The sequence below is a fragment of the Arthrobacter ginsengisoli genome (assembly GCF_031456935.1).
Taxonomy (GTDB): Bacteria; Actinomycetota; Actinomycetes; order Actinomycetales; family Micrococcaceae; genus Arthrobacter; species Arthrobacter ginsengisoli.
This window is the reverse complement of sequence record NZ_JAVDVQ010000015.1, coordinates 42,817-59,855: the sequence shown is the minus strand read 5'-3', so window position 1 is coordinate 59,855 and position 17,039 is coordinate 42,817. Positions and strand designations below refer to the sequence as shown.

Sequence of the window (17,039 nt, the reverse complement as noted above, 5' to 3'; positions counted from 1 at the left end):
GCATGGAACTGCTTCCCACCATCTGGTTCATCGCCATCGCGGTGCTGTGGACAGGCTATCTCTTTCTCGAGGGCTTTGACCTTGGCGTCGGGATGCTCATGAAGGGCTTCGCCCGGAACAACACTGAACGCCGTGTGCTGCTCAACACGGTCGGCCCGGTCTGGGACGGCAACGAGGTGTGGCTTCTGACCGCTGCAGGCGCCACGTTCGCGGCCTTCCCGCTCTGGTACGCCTCGCTGTTCTCCGCGCTCTACCTGCCGCTGCTGCTGGTCCTCGTGGCCCTCATCTTCCGTGCCGTGGCCTTCGAATACCGCGGCAAGGTGGACAACCCGCGGTGGCGTGCCCGCTGGGACTGGGCGATTTCCCTCGGTTCCTTCGTGGCGGCCTTCGGCGTCGGAGCCGCCCTGGCACTGACCACCACCGGGCTGCCGCTGAACGCCAACGGCGACCGCGAAGGCGGCCCGTTCGCGTGGTTCAGCGCCTACGCCGTGTTGGGCGGCCTCGCCGTCGTCGCGTTCTCGCTGCTGCACGGACTCGCCTTCCTGGCGCTGAAGACTGACGGCGACGTCCGGCACCGCGCACGCCGGTGGTTCGTCCGGCTCCTGCCCGTCCTGCTGCTGCCGATTGCGGGCTGGGCGGTGAGCGTGCAGCTGCTCAGCGGCGAGGTCTGGACCGTGCTGGCCGTCGCCGCCGCCGTGGTGGCCGCCGTGCTGGCCTGGAACTTCGCCCGCACGGGCGCCGAAGGCCGTGCGTTCCTGTCCCTTGGCATCTTCCTGCTGCTTGGCAGCGCCTCGATCTTCGGTGCCGCCTTCCCCGTTGTGCTCCCGTCCACGCTGAACCCGGACTTCAACCTGACGATCTCCAACGCCTCCTCCTCGGACTACACCCTGGGGCTGATGAGCATCGTCGCCTGCATCGGGCTGCCGCTGGTCCTCGCGTACCAGGCCTGGACGTACTGGGTGTTCCGGCGCCGCGTGAGCGACGCCCACATCCCCGAGGCCCACAGCTTCCTTCCAGCAATCGCCGCCAAAGCGCTGGCACGCAAGGACTAGCACCTGATGAGACCGCAGTTCCCCGCAGGCCCCGCCAACCGTGCCGCCCTCTACCTGCTTGGCCTGCTTGCGGCCCTGAAAGCACTGTCCCTGGTGTTGATCGGGCAGGCCGTCGCGTCCATGCTTGCGGGGCTGATGGCCAACGACCCTGCCTGGGCCGAGCAGCTGTACTGGGGCGCTGCCGGGGTGGTGCTCCGGTCCCTGACTGTCTGGGCCCAGGCCGTCGCGTCGCGCCGCGCCGCTCTGGGAGTGAAGGAGGAACTTCGCTCGCAGCTGCTCGAGCGTGCGCTGCGCAACGGCACCCGGTCCGCCGGCCCCTCCGACGGCGGACTCGCCATCCTCGCGACCCGGGGGCTGGATGCCCTGGACAGCTACTACACGCAGTTCCTGCCCGCCCTGGTGAACTGCGCGGTGATCCCGTTGCTGCTGGGCGCCCGCATCCTGTTCGCCGACTGGATCAGCGCCGTCGTGGTCGTACTTACCGTGCCGCTGGTCCCGCTGTTTATGATCCTGATCGGCCGTTACACCGATGACCGCGTCCGGGAGGCGCAGTCGGCGCTGGCCCGGCTGTCCGGCCACATGCTGGAACTGGCCAAGGGCCTGCCCGTCCTCGTGGGGCTGGGCCGGGCCACCGCCCAGCGCAAGGCCCTCGAGGACCTCTCCGAGGAGTACCGGCACCGGACCATGGGGACCCTGCGGACCGCGTTCCTGTCCGCCCTCGCCCTGGAACTCATCGCCACGATCTCGGTGGCCGTTGTTGCGGTCTTCATCGGGGTCCGGCTGGTCCAGGGCGACATGGCCCTGGAAGCGGGGCTGCTGGCCCTGATCCTTGCCCCCGACTGCTACCTGCCGCTCCGGGAACTGGGCACCGCCCACCACGCCAGCGACGACGGCCGTGCCGCGCTCGCCGAAACCACCGCCGTGCTCGAGGCACCCGAGCCCACGCCGCTGCGGCCCGCCGGTACTGCCGGCCGGGCGGGAACCGGAACCGCAGGCGACGGCGGTCCGCCCGCCCTCAGCGTTACCGGACTGACCGTCCGCTACGGCGGCAGGTCCGGCGCCGCCGTCGGGCCGCTCAGCTTCACCGCCGCCCCGGGCCGGATCACGGCGCTGGACGGTCCCAGCGGGGCCGGCAAGAGCACCGTCCTTGGCGTGTTGGCCGGCACCATCGGGACCGGCGGCGGCACGGACCAGCAAACCACCGTCACCGGGCTGCTCGAAGGATTCACGACGGCGGACGTCGCCTGGGTGCCGCAGCACCCCGTGATGGTCGCCCCGACCGTGCTGGGCGAGGTCCTGCTCTATCTGGGGGCGGCCGCGGACGGCACCACCGACGTCCCGGACCAGGCCACGGCACTGCGCTGCCTGGTCGCCTGCGCCGCGGAGCACCTCGCCGCCAAACATCCCGCCGAATTGAGCCCGGGCGAACTGCGCCGCGTCGCGCTGGCCCGCGCTCTGGCCCGGATCGAAGCCGGAGCCACTGTGCTGCTGCTCGACGAACCCACCGCCCACCTTGACCGGGAATCCGCCACCGCGATCAGCGGCGCCATCGTCGGCCTGCGCGGCGGGGTCACTGTCCTGCTCGTCGCCCACGACCGGCAGACCCGGGAACTCGCCGATGAGCTTGTGGCCGTGGCGCCGGGCGCAGGGCCAGCGGCTGCCGCCACAGCGGGGGCGCCAGTCCCGGCGTCCTTGCCGGCACTGGCGACTGGCCGTTCTGCAGGGGCGTCCACCGCGGGCGCGTCCGCACCGAGGTCCGCCGAACCGCTGCCAACTGAATCGCTGCCAACTGAACAGCTGCCGACCGAACCCCGGCGGGCGGACACTGGGGAATCCGCCAGGCAGCTGGCCGAGCCGACTGCCGGGCGCGGCGCCCGCGGGTCAACGGCAGCCCAGTTGCGCCGGCTGCTCGCGCCGGTCGGAGCCAAGTTCGCCGCGGCCGGCGCCGTCGGCACCCTGGCGGCCCTCTTCGCCGTCGCCCTCGCCGGGCTCTCCGGCTGGCTGATCATCCGCGCCAGCGAGCAGCCCCCCATCCTCTACCTGCTCACCGCGATCGTGGGAGTGCGCTTTTTCGGCATCGGACGGGCCGCCCTGCGCTACCTCGAACGGCTCCTGCTGCACGACGCCGTCTTCTCGGCGCTCACCAGGCTCCGCGGCCGGCTCTGGGAATCGCTGAGCCGGCGCGCACTGTCACTGCGCCGGCTGCTCCAGGGTGGCAACGTCCTGGGCACGGTTGTGGACGACGTCGACACGGTCCGGGAGCTGCTGCCCCGCGTTGTCCTGCCGCCGCTGACCGCCGTGGCCGTCGGGGTGGCCGCCATTACCGGCATCGCGCTGCTGCTGCCGGCCGCGGTCCCCGCCGTGATTGCCGCCGCCCTGCTGGGCCTCGTGGCCGCCCCCGCCCTGGCGCTGGCCGCGGACCGGATGTCTGCCGGGACCGAGCAGCGGTTGCGTTCCGGTGTCCTCCGCCAGGTTGCGGCCGCCCTCGATGCCCGCGCCGAACTCCACGCCAACGGTGTCTCCGCGCCCGTACTCGCCGCCATTACCAGCGCCGACCGCTCCGCGACCGCCGCTTCCCAGCGCTCTGCATGGGCCGAAGGACTCGGCCAGGGCCTCACGGTGCTGGCCTGCGGGACGGCCGCCCTGGCCAGCGCCGTGCTGGCCGCTCCGCTGGCCCTGAGCGGAGCTGTCGCACCGTCGACGGTCGCCGTCGTCGTACTGCTGCAGCTCGCACTCGTGGAGCCCTACGCCGCGATCACGACGGCGGTGCGGCAATATCCCGCGTTGCGGGACGTGTTGCGGCGGGTCGGTGAAGCCGGGGTCCTGGACGGCGCCGGCACCGACGAATCCAGCGGACTGGTCCCTGTCGCCGCCAGGTCCGGCGGTAAGCCCGGGATTGAGCTGCGGGAACTGTCGGCCGCCTGGCCCGGCGGACGGCCGGTCTTCACCGGACTCACAGCCGTCGCCGAACCCGGCCGCTGGCTCTCCGTCACCGGGGCCTCGGGCTCCGGGAAATCGACGCTGCTCGCCGTTATGCTGGGCTTTCTCCCGGCAGCCGGCGGCCAGATTTTCCTGAGCGGGCGTGCCGCCTGGTGCCCGCAGGAGGCGCACCTCTTCGATTCGACCATCCGGGGGAACCTGCTGCTGGGGCTTCCGGAAGGCCAGCGCGGGGCAGTTGCAGAGCCGCGGCTTCAGGACGCCCTGGCGGCCGTGGGCCTCGTGCCGCTGATCGGGCGGCTCGAGCACGGCCTGGATACCCGCATCGGACCCGGCGGGGCCTTCCTCAGCGGAGGCGAGCGGCAGCGCCTCGCCGTCGCCCGCACGCTCCTGACCGGCGCGGACGTGATCCTGCTGGACGAACCCACGGCCCACCTGGATGCCGAGTCCGGCCAAGCGATGCTGGCCGAGCTGCGGCAGGGCCTGAGGGACCGCACCATTGTCCTGGTGACCCACAACCCGGAGGACATCGCCGCGGACGACATACGCCTGGACCTTGACCGTGCGGCGGCCGGGAATGCAGCTGGTCCGCAGCAGTCGTCGTCGTTGCTGGCGCGGGGGTAGGCCGGACGTTAGCCTGTTGCCATGAACGGACACGCCGACCCCCTGGCCAGCCTGGATCCCCGCCTTCGGTGGCGCGCGGCCGGGACCGCTGACCTGGACGACTGGGCGGCGCTGATCGCCCGGACCGCCGCCGTCGAACGGCCCGTCTGGTTCGAGCGCCGTGCCGACCTGGAACAGGTCCTGGAATCCCGGAAGAACCCGGCGGCCGCGAACACCATTATCGGCTTCGACGCGCAGGGCGCGGCCAGGGCCTATGCCCGGATCACGAAGAACCCGGACGGGGAGAAGGCGATCGGGTATGGCTGCGTCGACCCGGAGTGGCAGGGCCGGGGCATCGGCACCGGACTGCTGGGCTGGATGGAGGCGAGGACCCGGCAACGCTTTGCCGAGGACGCGGTCGCGGGGGCCGCCGCCAGGCTGCGGCTCCACCTGGAACAGCAGCACACGCATCAGGCCGCCCTGTTCGGGGACGCCGGCTACCGGATCGTGCGCTACTACAACGAGATGCACCGGCCCCTGGCGGACGGCTTCCCCGAGGCTGTACTGGCGGCGGGGCTGGAGCTTGTGGGCTTCGGACCGGAGCTGCACGAGCCCGTGCGGCTCGCGCACAACGAGGCATTCCGGGACCACTGGGGCAGCGAGCCCCGGGACGAGGAGGCCTGGGGCTTCGTGGTGAACGATCCGCTGGCCAGGCCCGACCTGAGCGCCGTCGTCGTGGACCAGGCCAGCGGAAGAGTGGCCGGGTACCAGCTCGCCAGCCATGACGCGGTCAGCGCCCGGTTGCGGGGGTACAAAGAGGGGTACACGGACCTGCTGGGCGTGCGCCGCGAGTTCCGCGGCCGCGGCGTGGCGCAGGCACTCCTGGCCGATGCGATGCGCCGCTTCGCCGCGGCCGGGATGGACAAGGCCTCGCTCGATGTCGACTCGGAGAACCCCACCGGCGCCCTGGCCCTCTACACCAAGATGGGCTACGTCGCCGTCAACAGCAGCATGGCCTGGGACAAGGAACTCTAGCTGGCCGTCAACGCGCTACCCATCCACATCGTGGAGATGATGGACGACGTCGTGCAGGAAGTACTGCGAGAGCGTCAGCACCGTGAACTCCGAACCGTTGCTGCGGGTTCCCCTGCGGCCCCACTGATCCTCCGGGACCCGTGCGAAGGAGGCGGCAATCTGCTCGCCCTCCGCCGTGAGTTGCGCGCTGACCTCGGCCGGGTCGGCGTTGGCGTAGTCCTTCTCGACCGCCGTCACGTCCTGGTCCCAGTCGTCGAACCGGGCGTCCTGCTCGGTCAGCATCAGGTCCAGCCGGTGATCGAACAGGCTGAAGACGTCCCGGACATGGCAGGCGTATTCGAGGACGGACCACGTGTTTTCATCCGGGCGCTCGGCAACGTCCGGACGCCGCAGCGCGGCCCGCCAGCGGGGGAGCATACTCTCCACGATCCCTGGCGCGGTTGCGGGTGTCGCCGCCGAGGCATCAAAACCGCACTCCGGGCAGGGCCGCTGCAGGACCCAGGTCCAATCCTTGATATCCGGGATGATAGGCATGCGAGAATTCTAAACGCATTCCTCACGCAGCCGAGGGGCCGGAGCCGGTCGACGGCGAACCCGCGCGGGAAAGCCGGGCACTTTTCGTGCCTGCACCTGCGCCACGTAAACCATTCGCCACGAATGGCCGCAATGGCGGGCCCTGTAGCGGCCATTTGTGGGTGTACGGATGATCGATAGCGGCCACTCGTGGCAAATGGGTGGGCGGGGGGGCGTGACGGGTGCCCCGGGGTTGCCGTAAAACCCCGGCTCCCGGCCGCCCTAGACCCCCGCGGGAGCCTGGGCTTCAGCCTCAGTCGCCGGCTCCCAGGACATGCTCGGACCGATCGCGTCGACGGCCTGGGACAGCGGAATGCCGGACCCGTCGCGGCGGCCGTGTTCGCCGGGCAGGGAACGGGCCACGCCGGCCAGCGAGGACGCCTTCGCGGGGCCGTGGCCGGCCCATGCGAGCAGCAGGGTGTCCTCGCCCTTGAGGAACCGGTGCGCCCGGACGCCGGCGGTGGCGCGGCCCTTGGCCGGATACTCGGAGAGGGCGGTGACTTTGGCGGCACCCGGGGCGGTGCCGGGCAGCGCCCCGTCCGTGCCGGCGATGGTCACCACGACGGCGGCGCTGTCCCCGGGGCTGGCGGCGCCGAAAAACATCACCTGGTCCCCGGCGGCCAGCTTGATGCCGGCCATTCCGCCGGCGGTCCGGCCCTGCGGCCGGACAGCGGAGGCGGGGAAGCGCAGGAGTTGCGACTGCCGCGTCACGAAGACGAGGTCGACGTCGTCGGATCCTGCCGGAGCCACCCCGACCACGGTGTCCTTGTCCTTGAGCGCGATGACTTCCCAGTCCTCGCGGTTCAGCGGGTAGTCGGGCTGGAGCCGTTTGACCACACCCTGGGCCGTGCCGATCGCCAGCACCTCATCCAGCGGGGCGAACGCCACCAGCGATTCGCCCTTGAGCAGCGTGATGAAGTCCTTGGCTGGCACGCCGCCGGCCATGTTCGGCGTGCCGGACGTCGGCGGCAGCACGGGCATGTCCATGACCTGGAGCCGGAGCATCCGCCCCTGCGAGGTGACGGCCGCGATCTCGCCTCGGGCTGAGGTCTTCACCACCGAGGTGAACACATCGTGCCTGGTCCGCGGGCCGGACTCGGCGAGGCCGTCCTGGTTGGCGGTGCGCGCGACCTGGCCGGAGGCGGTCAGGATCGCCCAGCAGGGGTCATCCGCGATCTCCAGAGCCAGTGGAGCGGCCTTGCCCTTGGGCCCGGGCGCGGCGGCCAGGGCGGCAGCAACGGTGGGGGAGACAGCCTCGGATTCGAGCAGCACGGTGCGGCGCGGCGTGCCGTACTTCTCCGCGATCTCGGCCAGTTCGGCGGACACCAGCGCACGGAGCCGCTCGCTGGAGCCGAGAATCGCTTCGAGTTCCGCAATCTCGCGGCGCAGTTCGTCCTGCTCCTTCTCGAGTTCGATCCTCGAATACTTGGTCAGCTGCCGGAGCCGGAGTTCCAGGATGTAGTTGGCCTGGATCTCGGAGAGGTCGTAGATGGACATCAGCCGGGTCCTCGCCGCGGCCGCCTCATCCGAGGAGCGGATGATCTGGATGACCTCGTCGATGTCCACAATCGCGACCAGGAGGCCCTCGACCAGGTGCAGGCGGTCCTTCTTCTTCCCGAGGCGGAAGGCGGTACGCCGGCGCACCACGTTGATGCGGTGCTCCACATAAACGGAGAGCAGCGGCAGCAGCCCGAGGGTCTGCGGCTGCCCGTCGACGAGCGTGACGTTGTTGATGCCGAAGGAATCCTCCATCGGCGAATACCGGTACAGCTGCTGGAGCACGGCGTTCGGGTTGAAGCCGTTCTTCAGCTCGATCACGAGGCGCAGCCCGTGCTTGCGGTCGGTGAGGTCCACGATGTCACTGATGCCGGTCAGCTTCTTGCCGTTGACGGCGTCCTTGATCTTCTCGATCACCTTTTCCGGGCCCACCATGTACGGCAGCTCCGTGACCACCAGTCCGGTACGGCGGGCGGAGAGCTGCTCGACCTCCACCTTGGCCCGGGTCTTGAAGGAGCCGCGGCCGGTGGCGTAGGCGTCCCGGATGCCGTCCAGGCCCACAATCCGGCCGCCGGTGGGCAAGTCCGGGCCGGGGACGAACTTCATGATGTCCGCAAGCGTGGCGTCCGGGTGCTCGATCAGGTGCCGGGCCGCGGCGATCACTTCCACCAGGTTGTGCGGGGCCATGTTCGTGGCCATGCCGACGGCAATGCCGGTGGCGCCGTTGACCAGCAGGTTCGGGAACGCCGCCGGCAGCACGTCCGGCTGGGTCAGCTGGTTGTCGTAGTTCGGGACAAAGTCGACGACGTCCTCGTCGAGGTGGTCCGTCAGGGTCAGGGCCGCGGCCGCGAGGCGGGCCTCGGTGTACCGCGGGGCCGCGGGGCCGTCGTCGAGCGAGCCGAAGTTGCCGTGGCCGTCGATGAGCGGCAGCCGCAGCGAGAAGTCCTGCGCCATGCGCACCATCGCGTCGTAGATCGCGGTGTCACCGTGCGGATGCAGCTTGCCCATGACCTCGCCCACCACCCGGGCACTCTTGACGTGGCCACGGTCCGGGCGGAGGCCCATCTCGCTCATCATGTACAGGATGCGCCGCTGCACGGGTTTGAGGCCGTCGCGGGCGTCGGGAAGGGCCCGCGAGTAGATCACCGAATAGGCGTACTCGAGGAACGATCCTTCCATCTCGGACGTGACGTCGATGTCGACGATATTTTCTACGAAATCTGGGCTGGCGTCCCCTGCCGGGGACGGGGTTTGGCGGCGGGCCATGGGGCTGGTGGGTCCTTCTGAGCGGTGCTGAAAGTGTGCTGCGTAAGTTTATGACTAGGCTAAGCCTATGGTGGATCAGCCCGGGGACGGCGTATATCCGGAATATTGGGAAGCCGATGTTGTCCTGCGCGACGGCGGGACCGCTCATCTGCGCCCGATCCACGCGTCCGACGCGGCCGCGGTCCAGACCTTCCACGTGGGGCAGTCGCAGAAGTCCACTTACATGCGGTTCTTCGCATTCAAGTCCAAACTCTCCACCAAGGAGCTCAAGCGCTTCACCGAGGTCGACCACAAGGACCGTGTGGCCTTCGTGATCACGATCGGCGGGGAGATCATTGGCATCGGCCGGTACGACCGGCTCGATGACCCTGAGGAAGCGGAAGTCGCGTTCAACATCGCCGACGCGCACCAGGGCCGCGGCATCGGGTCCATCCTGCTCGAGCACCTCGCCGCCGCCGCCCGAGAGAACGGCATCCGGAAGTTCAGTGCGGAGGTCCTGCCGGAAAACCGCAAGATGCTGATGGTCTTCTCCGATGCCGGCTACGACGTCAAACGACACTTCGACGACGGCATCGTCAGCCTCGAATTCAACATCGACCCCACGGACAAGTCCCGCGCCGTGATGGAGTCCCGGGAACACCGCGCCGAGGCCCGCAGCATCCAGGAACTTCTCGCCCCGTCCTCCGTGGCGGTGATCGGGGCCAGCCGCAAATGGGGCACCGTGGGCTATCAGTTGCTGGAGCACATTATCGAGGGCGGCTTCACCGGCCCGGTCTACGCGATCAACCCGGAGGCCTTCGAACTCGCCGGTATGCTCTCCTTCGCCCGGCTGTCTGAGGTGCCGGGGCCGGTCAAACTCGCCATCATCGCGGTCCCGTACGCCGAGGTCCCCAAGGTCGTGGAGGAATGCGCCGCCGCCGGGGTCAAGGGGATCGTGGTGGCCACCGACGGGTACGCGGACGACGGCGAACGCGGCCTCACACGCCAGCGCGAACTCGTCCGGCAGGCCCGCGCCAACGGCATGCGCGTCATCGGCCCCGCTTCGCTGGGCATCATGAACACCAACCCTGTCGTGTCCCTCAACGCCTCCATGGCGCCTGCGCTGGGCCGCCGCGGCGGCCTGGGCCTGTTCAGCCAGTCGGCAGCGATCGGTGTCTCGCTCTACGCGGCCTCCAGCCGGCGCCGCGTCGGGATCTCCACCTTCCTCTCGGCCGGCAACCGCGCCGACGTCTCCGGCAACGACATGATGCAGTTCTGGGAGGACGACGCCGACACCACCGCCGTGGGGCTCTACCTGGAATCGATCGGGAACCCGCGCAAATTTTCCCGGCTGGCCCGGCGTCTGGCCCGCACCAAGCCGGTCATCGTGGCGAAGTCCAACGCGATGGGCCTCGGGCTGCCTCCCGGCCACGCGGTGCGCACCACCCAGGCCCCGCCGGAGGCCGTCGATGCGATGATGCGCCAGGCCGGCGTCATTCGCGTCGAGACCATCGAGCAGCTCATGGACGTCGCCCAGATTGTCTCAAGCCAGCCGCTGCCGAAGGGCCCGGGGATCGCCGTCTTCAGCAACTCCCGGGCCCTCGGCAAGGTCGTCGCTGACAGCGCGGCCGTGCAGGGACTCGGTGTGGAACGGATCGTCACCGACGTCGACCTGGACGCCGGCATGTCCCTGGCACTGCCGGCGCTGCGGCGCAGCCTGCAGGAGGTTCTCACGGCGGATACCGTCCACGCCGTTGTGGTCGCGCTGCTGCCGGCGCATGGCCTGACGGTGGAAAAGGTCGCCGGCGTCCTGGCCGAGTGTTCGGTCGCGGCAGGCAAACCCGTGGTGGCAGCGTTCAGCGGCCTGCTGGACCCTTCCATCTACGTGGAAGGAATGGTGGGCGACGGCGCAGGCTCAACAGTCCTTCCCTGCTACTCCAACCCCGGCGCGGCAGTGGCCGCGCTGGGTGCCGTGGTCCGCTACGCCCAATGGCTCAACCGCGACCAGGGGCTCTTTGTGGAACCCGAGGGATGCGACCCTGACGGCACCCATGACGAGCTGGAACGCCTGCTGGACCAGGTCGGCGGCGAGCATCTGATCCGGCTGGATCCGGACACCGCCACGGGACTGCTGGCCCGCTACGGCATCCGGGTGGTTCCGTCCGTCGGATTTGAAACCGCGGAACAGGCCGTCGCGGCCGCAGACCGGCTCGGCTGGCCGGTGGCGTTGAAGACCACGGACCCCGCGCTCCGGCACCGTCTCGACCTCGGCGGGGTGCGCCTGGACATCCAGGATCCCGACTCGCTGCGGCGCAACGTCCTGGAAATGCGCAAGTCGCTGGAACGTTACGGCTCGCCGTCACTGGAAGTGCAGTCAATGGCCCCGGTTGGTCAGGCCTGTACCTTCCGCGCCGTCGAGGACCCGCTGCTGGGTCCGGTGATATCTTTCGGCCTGGCCGGTGACGCGGTCAACCTGCTGGACGACTGGGCCCACCGGGTGCCACCGCTCTCCGGCTCCGACCTGCATGACTTCATCCGGGCGCCCCGGGCCTCGCGGAAACTTTTCGGCTACCAGGGGCTGCCCGCCGTGGATGCCAGGGCACTGGAGGACCTTGCCGCCCGGCTGACCAGGCTCAAGGACAACCATCCGGAAATCGCCCTCGTCGACTTCAACCCCGTGCTCGCCGGGCCGGAGGGGGCGTCGATCCTCGCGGCCGACGTCCGGATCGCCAACGCCGCCCAGCGCACCGACAGTGCCCGCCGCGCCATGCGCAGCTGAAGCCCGGGGAGCGGCGGGCCCGGCCGCGGCACCCCGCGGCCGGCAGCGGTTAGCATGTCCCATGCCGATCTGTGAAAATGGAAACCATGAGCTTTCAGTCTTCGACTCCCAAGCCCCAGGCGACCCTCTCCGGACGCCCGGGCGCGCACCATCACGGCCTGCATGACCACAGTGCGCAGGGCCACAGCCTGGAAGGCGCCCTCCAGCAGGCGGGTTTCTACCCCCGGCTGGTCGCCGACGTCGTCGCCGACGCCCTCGACGGGCGCGACTGCGTTGCCCACCTGGTGCACCTTGAAACGCACTTCGACCGCGCCGAGGTCCGCCGCCACATCACCGTGCTGGTCCTCACCGAAGACATGCTCGTTATCACGCACGTGGATGACCAGCAGCTGGACGAGGCAGGGGAGCAGACCGTCGCGCAGGTCTCCACCGAATCAGTCCCGGTCACCCAGATCCGTTCCGTGGTCCTCAGCTACGTGTACGCGCAACCGCAGGAATACAAGTCCTCCGATCCGGTCCGCGAGCTGACCCTGTCCATCGCGTGGTCGGGCGGCCAGCGCCTCGATATGGGGCCGGCAAGCTGCGGGGACCCGCAGTGCGAGGCCGACCATGGCTACAGCGGCACCATTGCGCAGGAGGACATCGTGCTCCGGATCAGCGCCGAAGCCGACGGGCTGCAGGCCGTCCAGGACGCCAAGCTGTTCGCCCGTGCCCTCCGCGCGGTGAATACCGGGTCCTCCGCACCGGTGCCGCACACCGGCCCCGGGCTTCCGCCGCGCCCGCGGATGGGTGTTTTCGGAAGCCGCGCCAGCCGCGGCCACCAGCGCTGAGATGGCGCCGGTCCGCGTGCCAGAACCTCTCTCCACGGCGATTGCGCGGGTCCTCCCCACCGCCCCGGCCTTCGGGGACCGCTCCGTCGCCGAGGTGCTCACGAGCGCCGCGGCCAGCCTGGGCGTGCCGGGTTTCGAGAACCGGCTGAACCTGCCCGCGGCGAAACGCGTCTGCGTCGTCCTCGCCGACGGGCTGGGCCGCAACCTGCTGAAGCAGAAGTCGGCGCACACACCGTTCCTGCGCTCCGTGATGCAGTCCGGCCAGGGGAACGTGCCGGTCATGCTGGACTCGGCGTTCCCCTCGACCACGGCGGCGTCGCTGGCCAGCTTCGGCACCGGACTCGCAGCCGGGCAGCACGGCATGGTCGGTTATGACGTGCTGGACCCCGACCAGGACCGGGTGGTCAACATGCTCGGCGGCTGGGACGCCGGCGTCGATCCCCAGCGGTGGCAGCCGTTCCCCACCGTGTTCGAGCGGGCTGCGGAACACGTGGACGTCACCACGGTCAGCCTCCCGCAGTTCAGCGACTCCGCCATGACCCGGGCCGCGCTCCGCGGCGGCCGCTACGTCACGGCCACCACCTCACACGCCAGGACCGCGGCCGCCGCGGAAGCGATGGCCGGTGCGGGGCGGGCGCTGATGTACTTCTACGTCAACGAACTCGACAAGGCCGGCCACCGCCACGGCTGCCAGTCACCCCAGTGGGAGCACCAGCTCGAGGAACTCGACGCCACCGTGAAACGGCTCAGCACCACCCTCCCGGCGGGCACCACCATCCTGCTCACGGCGGACCACGGCATGCTCGACGTGCCGGAATCCCAGCGGATCGACTATTCGGCCGACCCTGCCCTGATTGCCGGCGTCCGCCACACCGCGGGCGAGCCGCGCATGGTCCACCTGTACCTTGAGGAGACGGAAGGCGACAGCGGCCGCGTACGCCTGCTTGATGCCTGGCGGGCACGGTTCGGGGACCGGATCTGGGCCTTTACCCGGGAGGAGGCCACCGCCGCAGGGCTCTTCGGCGCGGTCCGGTCTGAGGTCGGCCCGCGGATCGGCGATGTGATGATTGCCGCCCGGGACGCCCTGGCTTTCTATGACACCCGGCGGGTGCGGCCGACGGCCCTCGAGGTCGTGGGCCAGCACGGCTCGCTGACGAAGGCCGAGCGCGAAGTCCCGCTGCTGTCGTTCCAGGCGGACGGAAAAAGGGCCCCCCGCGCCTGACTGCGCGTGAAGGGCCCTGGGGTACGAGGCTTCCGCTAGTCCCCGCGGGCTCCGAAGACGATCTCATCCCAACTCGGGATGCTGGAGCGCTTCGGCTTCGCCGGCTGGCGCTCCGGCTGCTCCGCGTCGCGGTCGTTCCGGGCGGCGACGGGAGACTCACGCTGCTGGCGCCGCGAGGGTCCGCCGCCCAGCAGCTCGTCGAGCCCGGGGCTGGAGGTGGGTCCCTGCTGGCCGACCGGCCGCAACTGCGACGCCGAGATGGTGATCTCCCGGGTTTCGGTACTGACTCCGTCATGCAGTTTCAGGGCGTCGTCCGGCTCGTCGTGATGACGGGGCGCCAGGGTGAGCCTGGACATGATCGAGGGCCTTCCGTCGCGGCGGCGTTCCCACGGGTCGGTGGCCGGCCGAGCTTCAGTGTCCGCAGCGGGCGCTTCCGTGGGCACCGCTGCGGGCGCGCCGGCCGCAGGTGATCCGCTTTCCTGCTCGTCCGGCACCTCGGCGGGGACCTCGGAGGGCCGCGGGTGGGCGGCGGGAACGCCGTTGGTCAGCAGCACCGCGAGGGCGTCGTCGGCGTCTTCGTCCACACCGAGGCGCTGCCCGCGGCGGGAGCGCAGCATGTCCAGCAGCCCGTCGGATTCCTTATCCTGCAGCAACTGGAGCTGCTGGCCCGCCTGTTGCTGGGCGGTGGCGGTGCGCGCGGCGGCATCGGCGTCGGTTTCAAAATCAAAGGGCCGGTCGGAGACGGCCGTGAGCCGGCGGGCCGGGACGGGACCATCGAGGGGCTCAAGTTCACTGAGCTGCTGCGCCCAGCGGTTGGCGTTCTGCAGGGATTTCCGGCCCGGACTGAACGTCCACAGGGCAGGCGGTTCCTCGCCGATGCCGGCGGGGCCGCTCGGATTGGCCGCGAAACGCGCCACCACGTTCCAGTTGCCGTCCGGGCGCCGCCACGAGTCCCATTCCACGGTGGAGGGTTCGATCCCGTGCGCGCTGAGCCGGTGGGCCACCATTTCGCCGAGGGACGCGGGGTGGTCGCCGAAGACCGCACGGTAGGCGTCGTGGCCAGGGGCCGGCGAAGCGACGTCCAGCTTGCGCGCCTGCTCGGCGACGTACTCGCGCTCGGCGAGCACCGGACCCTCGTAGCGCTGGACTTTCGCAAGCGGAATTCCGGAGAGCTCCGCCACTTCGGCCGCGGTCGAGCCGCTGCGGATCCGCGCCTGGATATCACGCGGGGACATGGCAATGGGCGCCGCGCCCGCCCCGGACGCGGCTTTGGCCGGCGTCCGGCTGGCTGCCACCCGAAGTGCTTCATCGATTGGCAGCTGGAACATCTCGCCGCCGGTGCCGCTCAACAGGAGATGCTCCCCGTCGTCGTGGACGCCTACAAGCCGTAGATCCTGCATACAAATCCTCCACCCTGGCATTACTAACAATCGAAACTCTGCCACCGATGCGTGCCAATTCCGGTGAGGACGGAGGGCGCGCCGTCATTTTCCGCTCAATTCCGCGACTTTCGGGCTCATTGCAGGGCCTGCTGCCAACCCGGTCCCGGGAATCGGCGGCCGGGTCCCGGTGTCACAGACCGCGGGACTCTGGCATTCACCGGACGCTTAAGCAAAAATGACCCGACATCGGGCACAAAAACCACATGTCCGGCGTTGACAACGGCAAATCCCTCCCAGGGCCCCGGGCTACAGCCTGCAGGACCGTCCGGGCGGGGCGATCCACCCGAACGAATGCGGAATGCGAGCAACACACAATGGCGACAGACTACGACGCGCCGCGCAAGACCGAAGAGGATCTCAGCGAGGACTCGATTGAGGCGCTAAAGGCGCGGCGTACGGAAAAACCTTCAGCAGTGGTCGACGAGGACGAATCGGATCTTGCAGAAGGCTACGAACTCCCCGGCGCGGACCTGTCCGGGGAGGAACTGCTGGTCCGGGTCCTGCCTGCCCAGGCCGACGAATTCACCTGTGCCTCCTGCTTCCTCGTCCGGCACCGTTCGCAGATTGCCCGCGAAAAGGACGGCCTCAAGTACTGCAAGGACTGCGAGGGTTAGGAGTTCAGCGCAGCGAGCAACTCGTCCGGGCGGCGGGTGGACGTGAGCCAATAGGGCGTCCGGTCAGAGGGATCGGTGATCTCGATGCGGACGACAGGATCGATCCATCCGCGGATACACAGGAAGGCAAGGCCGTTGAGCCGGGTGCCGCGCTCTGCCGTCGCCTCCTTGCCGCGGTAGGCCGAGGCGGCGCCGACGAAACGTCGTTCGATGGTGGCGCGGCCGACGCGGAGTGTGGAGCCGGTGACTGTGATCGCGGGGGTCGAGAGGACCAGCAGCGTGGCGAGGACCGCGAACAGGACGACCGCGGCGGTGAGCCCGGCGGCCAGGCTGATCGGGGCGAACACCAGGATCCCGGCGCCCGACAGCCCCGCCGACACCAGCCAGATCCAGAAATTCGGCCAGAGCTTCTCGCTGTATACGACGGTGGCGTCGCCGGGGGTGCTGTTGGGGGCAGGCGCGGCTGCGCTGGATTCGGGCATAAGCCCAGCTTTCCACTTTTCGCGGGCTATTTCACCTTGGCGGCGGAAGCCGGTGCGGGCATCCGCCGGCGCCGGCCGCAGCTAGGTCGATCTTCCCCGCTGGCGTTAGAGTGGGGGACTGTGACTGAAGAAACGACTGCAGTAGCCCACGCCGGAACAGCGGAGGCAGAACCACGCCCAGCGGCAGCGTCCGCGGCGGAGTACGGAGCCCCCACCCTGACGGTGCAGCTGAAGATGCTCGACGACGGGCTGGAGCCGCCGTCGTATGCGCACCCGGGCGACGCCGGAGCGGACCTGCGCTCCCGCGAGGACGTTGTGCTGGAACCGGGGGAGCGCCGCCTGGTCCCCACCGGTGTTTCCATCGCCCTGCCCGACGGCTTTGTGGCCCTGATCCACCCGCGGTCCGGGCTCGCGACCAAGCACGGACTGACCGTGGTGAACGCACCCGGCACCGTCGACGCCGGCTACCGCGGCGAAATCGCGGTGACGCTGCTCAATACCGACCGCCACCAGGCGATTGAACTCAAACGCGGCGATAGAATTGCACAAATGGTTATTCAGCGCGTGGAGTACGCCCGGTTCCTGCCGGTGCAGGAACTCGGCGGATCGGTTCGGGGCGGCGGAGGGTTCGGATCCACCGGCGGTTTCGGCGCCACGGTCCGGGCATAGAGGGCCAGACGCCAGTATTTACGCAGGCGCCGCGCGGACGCGGGGCGACGCGGCCTCAC

12 protein-coding genes are annotated in these 17,039 nt (G+C 69.8%); 8 read left to right on the top strand and 4 right to left on the bottom strand.

Features of this window, described 5'->3' with window-relative positions:
• Positions 1 to 2: 2 nt before the first annotated feature.
• The 3 genes from cydB to J2X01_RS15870 are packed head-to-tail and all read left to right on the top strand — an operon-like array spanning position 3 to position 5,627.
• Positions 3 to 1,052, top strand: coding sequence for a cytochrome d ubiquinol oxidase subunit II (cydB, locus tag J2X01_RS15880; RefSeq protein WP_310059452.1), 1,050 nt, complete (start codon positions 3 to 5; stop codon positions 1,050 to 1,052).
• A gap of 6 nt (positions 1,053 to 1,058) precedes the next feature.
• Entirely contained in the window at positions 1,059 to 4,613 is a 3,555-nt protein-coding gene (gene cydD, locus J2X01_RS15875; protein WP_310059449.1) for a thiol reductant ABC exporter subunit CydD, read from the top strand.
• A 21-nt stretch (positions 4,614 to 4,634) separates the two neighbouring features.
• A complete protein-coding gene (locus J2X01_RS15870) occupies positions 4,635 to 5,627 on the top strand; it encodes a GNAT family N-acetyltransferase (protein ID WP_310059446.1) in 993 nt (330 codons plus the stop codon).
• 15 nt (positions 5,628 to 5,642) lie between these two features.
• On the opposite strand, the gene J2X01_RS15865 is transcribed toward J2X01_RS15870, so the two are convergent.
• Both J2X01_RS15865 and J2X01_RS15860 read right to left on the bottom strand, forming a co-directional pair.
• Positions 5,643 to 6,161, bottom strand: a complete 519-nt coding sequence (locus J2X01_RS15865; RefSeq protein WP_310059443.1) for a DinB family protein — start codon at positions 6,159 to 6,161, stop codon at positions 5,643 to 5,645.
• Positions 6,162 to 6,422: 261 nt separating this feature from the next.
• Positions 6,423 to 8,963 carry a DNA gyrase/topoisomerase IV subunit A gene (locus J2X01_RS15860; RefSeq protein WP_310059439.1) on the bottom strand — a complete coding sequence of 847 codons (2,541 nt, stop codon included), beginning with the start codon at positions 8,961 to 8,963 and terminating at the stop codon, positions 6,423 to 6,425.
• A gap of 67 nt (positions 8,964 to 9,030) precedes the next feature.
• On the opposite strand from J2X01_RS15860, the gene J2X01_RS15855 reads away from it, so the two are divergent.
• From J2X01_RS15855 to J2X01_RS15845, 3 genes are all read left to right on the top strand, one after another.
• Entirely contained in the window at positions 9,031 to 11,721 is a 2,691-nt protein-coding gene (locus J2X01_RS15855; protein ID WP_310059431.1) for a bifunctional acetate--CoA ligase family protein/GNAT family N-acetyltransferase, read from the top strand.
• A gap of 86 nt (positions 11,722 to 11,807) precedes the next feature.
• Positions 11,808 to 12,551 carry a DUF5998 family protein gene (locus J2X01_RS15850; RefSeq protein ID WP_310059427.1) on the top strand — a complete coding sequence of 248 codons (744 nt, stop codon included), beginning with the start codon at positions 11,808 to 11,810 and terminating at the stop codon, positions 12,549 to 12,551.
• A gap of 1 nt (position 12,552) precedes the next feature.
• A complete protein-coding gene (locus J2X01_RS15845; protein ID WP_310059534.1) occupies positions 12,553 to 13,773 on the top strand; it encodes an alkaline phosphatase family protein in 1,221 nt (406 codons plus the stop codon).
• Positions 13,774 to 13,808: 35 nt separating this feature from the next.
• Here the strand turns inward: J2X01_RS15845 and sepH are convergent, their stop codons facing one another.
• Positions 13,809 to 15,173 carry a septation protein SepH gene (gene sepH, locus J2X01_RS15840; RefSeq protein WP_310059425.1) on the bottom strand — a complete coding sequence of 455 codons (1,365 nt, stop codon included), beginning with the start codon at positions 15,171 to 15,173 and terminating at the stop codon, positions 13,809 to 13,811.
• A 356-nt stretch (positions 15,174 to 15,529) separates the two neighbouring features.
• On the opposite strand from sepH, the gene J2X01_RS15835 reads away from it, so the two are divergent.
• Positions 15,530 to 15,829 carry a DUF4193 domain-containing protein gene (locus J2X01_RS15835; RefSeq protein ID WP_018772415.1) on the top strand — a complete coding sequence of 100 codons (300 nt, stop codon included), beginning with the start codon at positions 15,530 to 15,532 and terminating at the stop codon, positions 15,827 to 15,829.
• On the opposite strand, the gene J2X01_RS15830 is transcribed toward J2X01_RS15835, so the two are convergent.
• A complete protein-coding gene (locus J2X01_RS15830) occupies positions 15,826 to 16,311 on the bottom strand; it encodes a DUF3093 domain-containing protein (protein ID WP_310059419.1) in 486 nt (161 codons plus the stop codon). The genes J2X01_RS15835 and J2X01_RS15830 overlap by 4 nt on opposite strands.
• A 120-nt stretch (positions 16,312 to 16,431) precedes the next feature.
• Between J2X01_RS15830 and dut the strand changes: the two genes are divergently transcribed.
• On the top strand, positions 16,432 to 16,980 hold the full coding sequence (dut, locus tag J2X01_RS15825) for a dUTP diphosphatase (protein WP_310059416.1): 549 nt from the start codon (positions 16,432 to 16,434) through the stop codon (positions 16,978 to 16,980).
• Positions 16,981 to 17,039: the final 59 nt, after the last annotated feature.

What these genes read in the sequence shown, in the direction of transcription:
- cydB (WP_310059452.1), top strand. Translation starts at nt 3, where the DNA reads ATGGAACTGCTTCCCACCATCTGGTTCATCGCCATCGCGGTGCTGTGG.
- cydD (WP_310059449.1), top strand. Translation starts at nt 1,059, where the DNA reads ATGAGACCGCAGTTCCCCGCAGGCCCCGCCAACCGTGCCGCCCTCTAC.
- J2X01_RS15870 (WP_310059446.1), top strand. Translation starts at nt 4,635, where the DNA reads ATGAACGGACACGCCGACCCCCTGGCCAGCCTGGATCCCCGCCTTCGG.
- J2X01_RS15865 (WP_310059443.1), bottom strand. Translation starts at nt 6,161, where the DNA reads ATGCCTATCATCCCGGATATCAAGGATTGGACCTGGGTCCTGCAGCGG.
- J2X01_RS15860 (WP_310059439.1), bottom strand. Translation starts at nt 8,963, where the DNA reads ATGGCCCGCCGCCAAACCCCGTCCCCGGCAGGGGACGCCAGCCCAGAT.
- J2X01_RS15855 (WP_310059431.1), top strand. Translation starts at nt 9,031, where the DNA reads ATGGTGGATCAGCCCGGGGACGGCGTATATCCGGAATATTGGGAAGCC.
- J2X01_RS15850 (WP_310059427.1), top strand. Translation starts at nt 11,808, where the DNA reads ATGAGCTTTCAGTCTTCGACTCCCAAGCCCCAGGCGACCCTCTCCGGA.
- J2X01_RS15845 (WP_310059534.1), top strand. Translation starts at nt 12,553, where the DNA reads ATGGCGCCGGTCCGCGTGCCAGAACCTCTCTCCACGGCGATTGCGCGG.
- sepH (WP_310059425.1), bottom strand. Translation starts at nt 15,173, where the DNA reads ATGCAGGATCTACGGCTTGTAGGCGTCCACGACGACGGGGAGCATCTC.
- J2X01_RS15835 (WP_018772415.1), top strand. Translation starts at nt 15,530, where the DNA reads ATGGCGACAGACTACGACGCGCCGCGCAAGACCGAAGAGGATCTCAGC.
- J2X01_RS15830 (WP_310059419.1), bottom strand. Translation starts at nt 16,311, where the DNA reads ATGCCCGAATCCAGCGCAGCCGCGCCTGCCCCCAACAGCACCCCCGGC.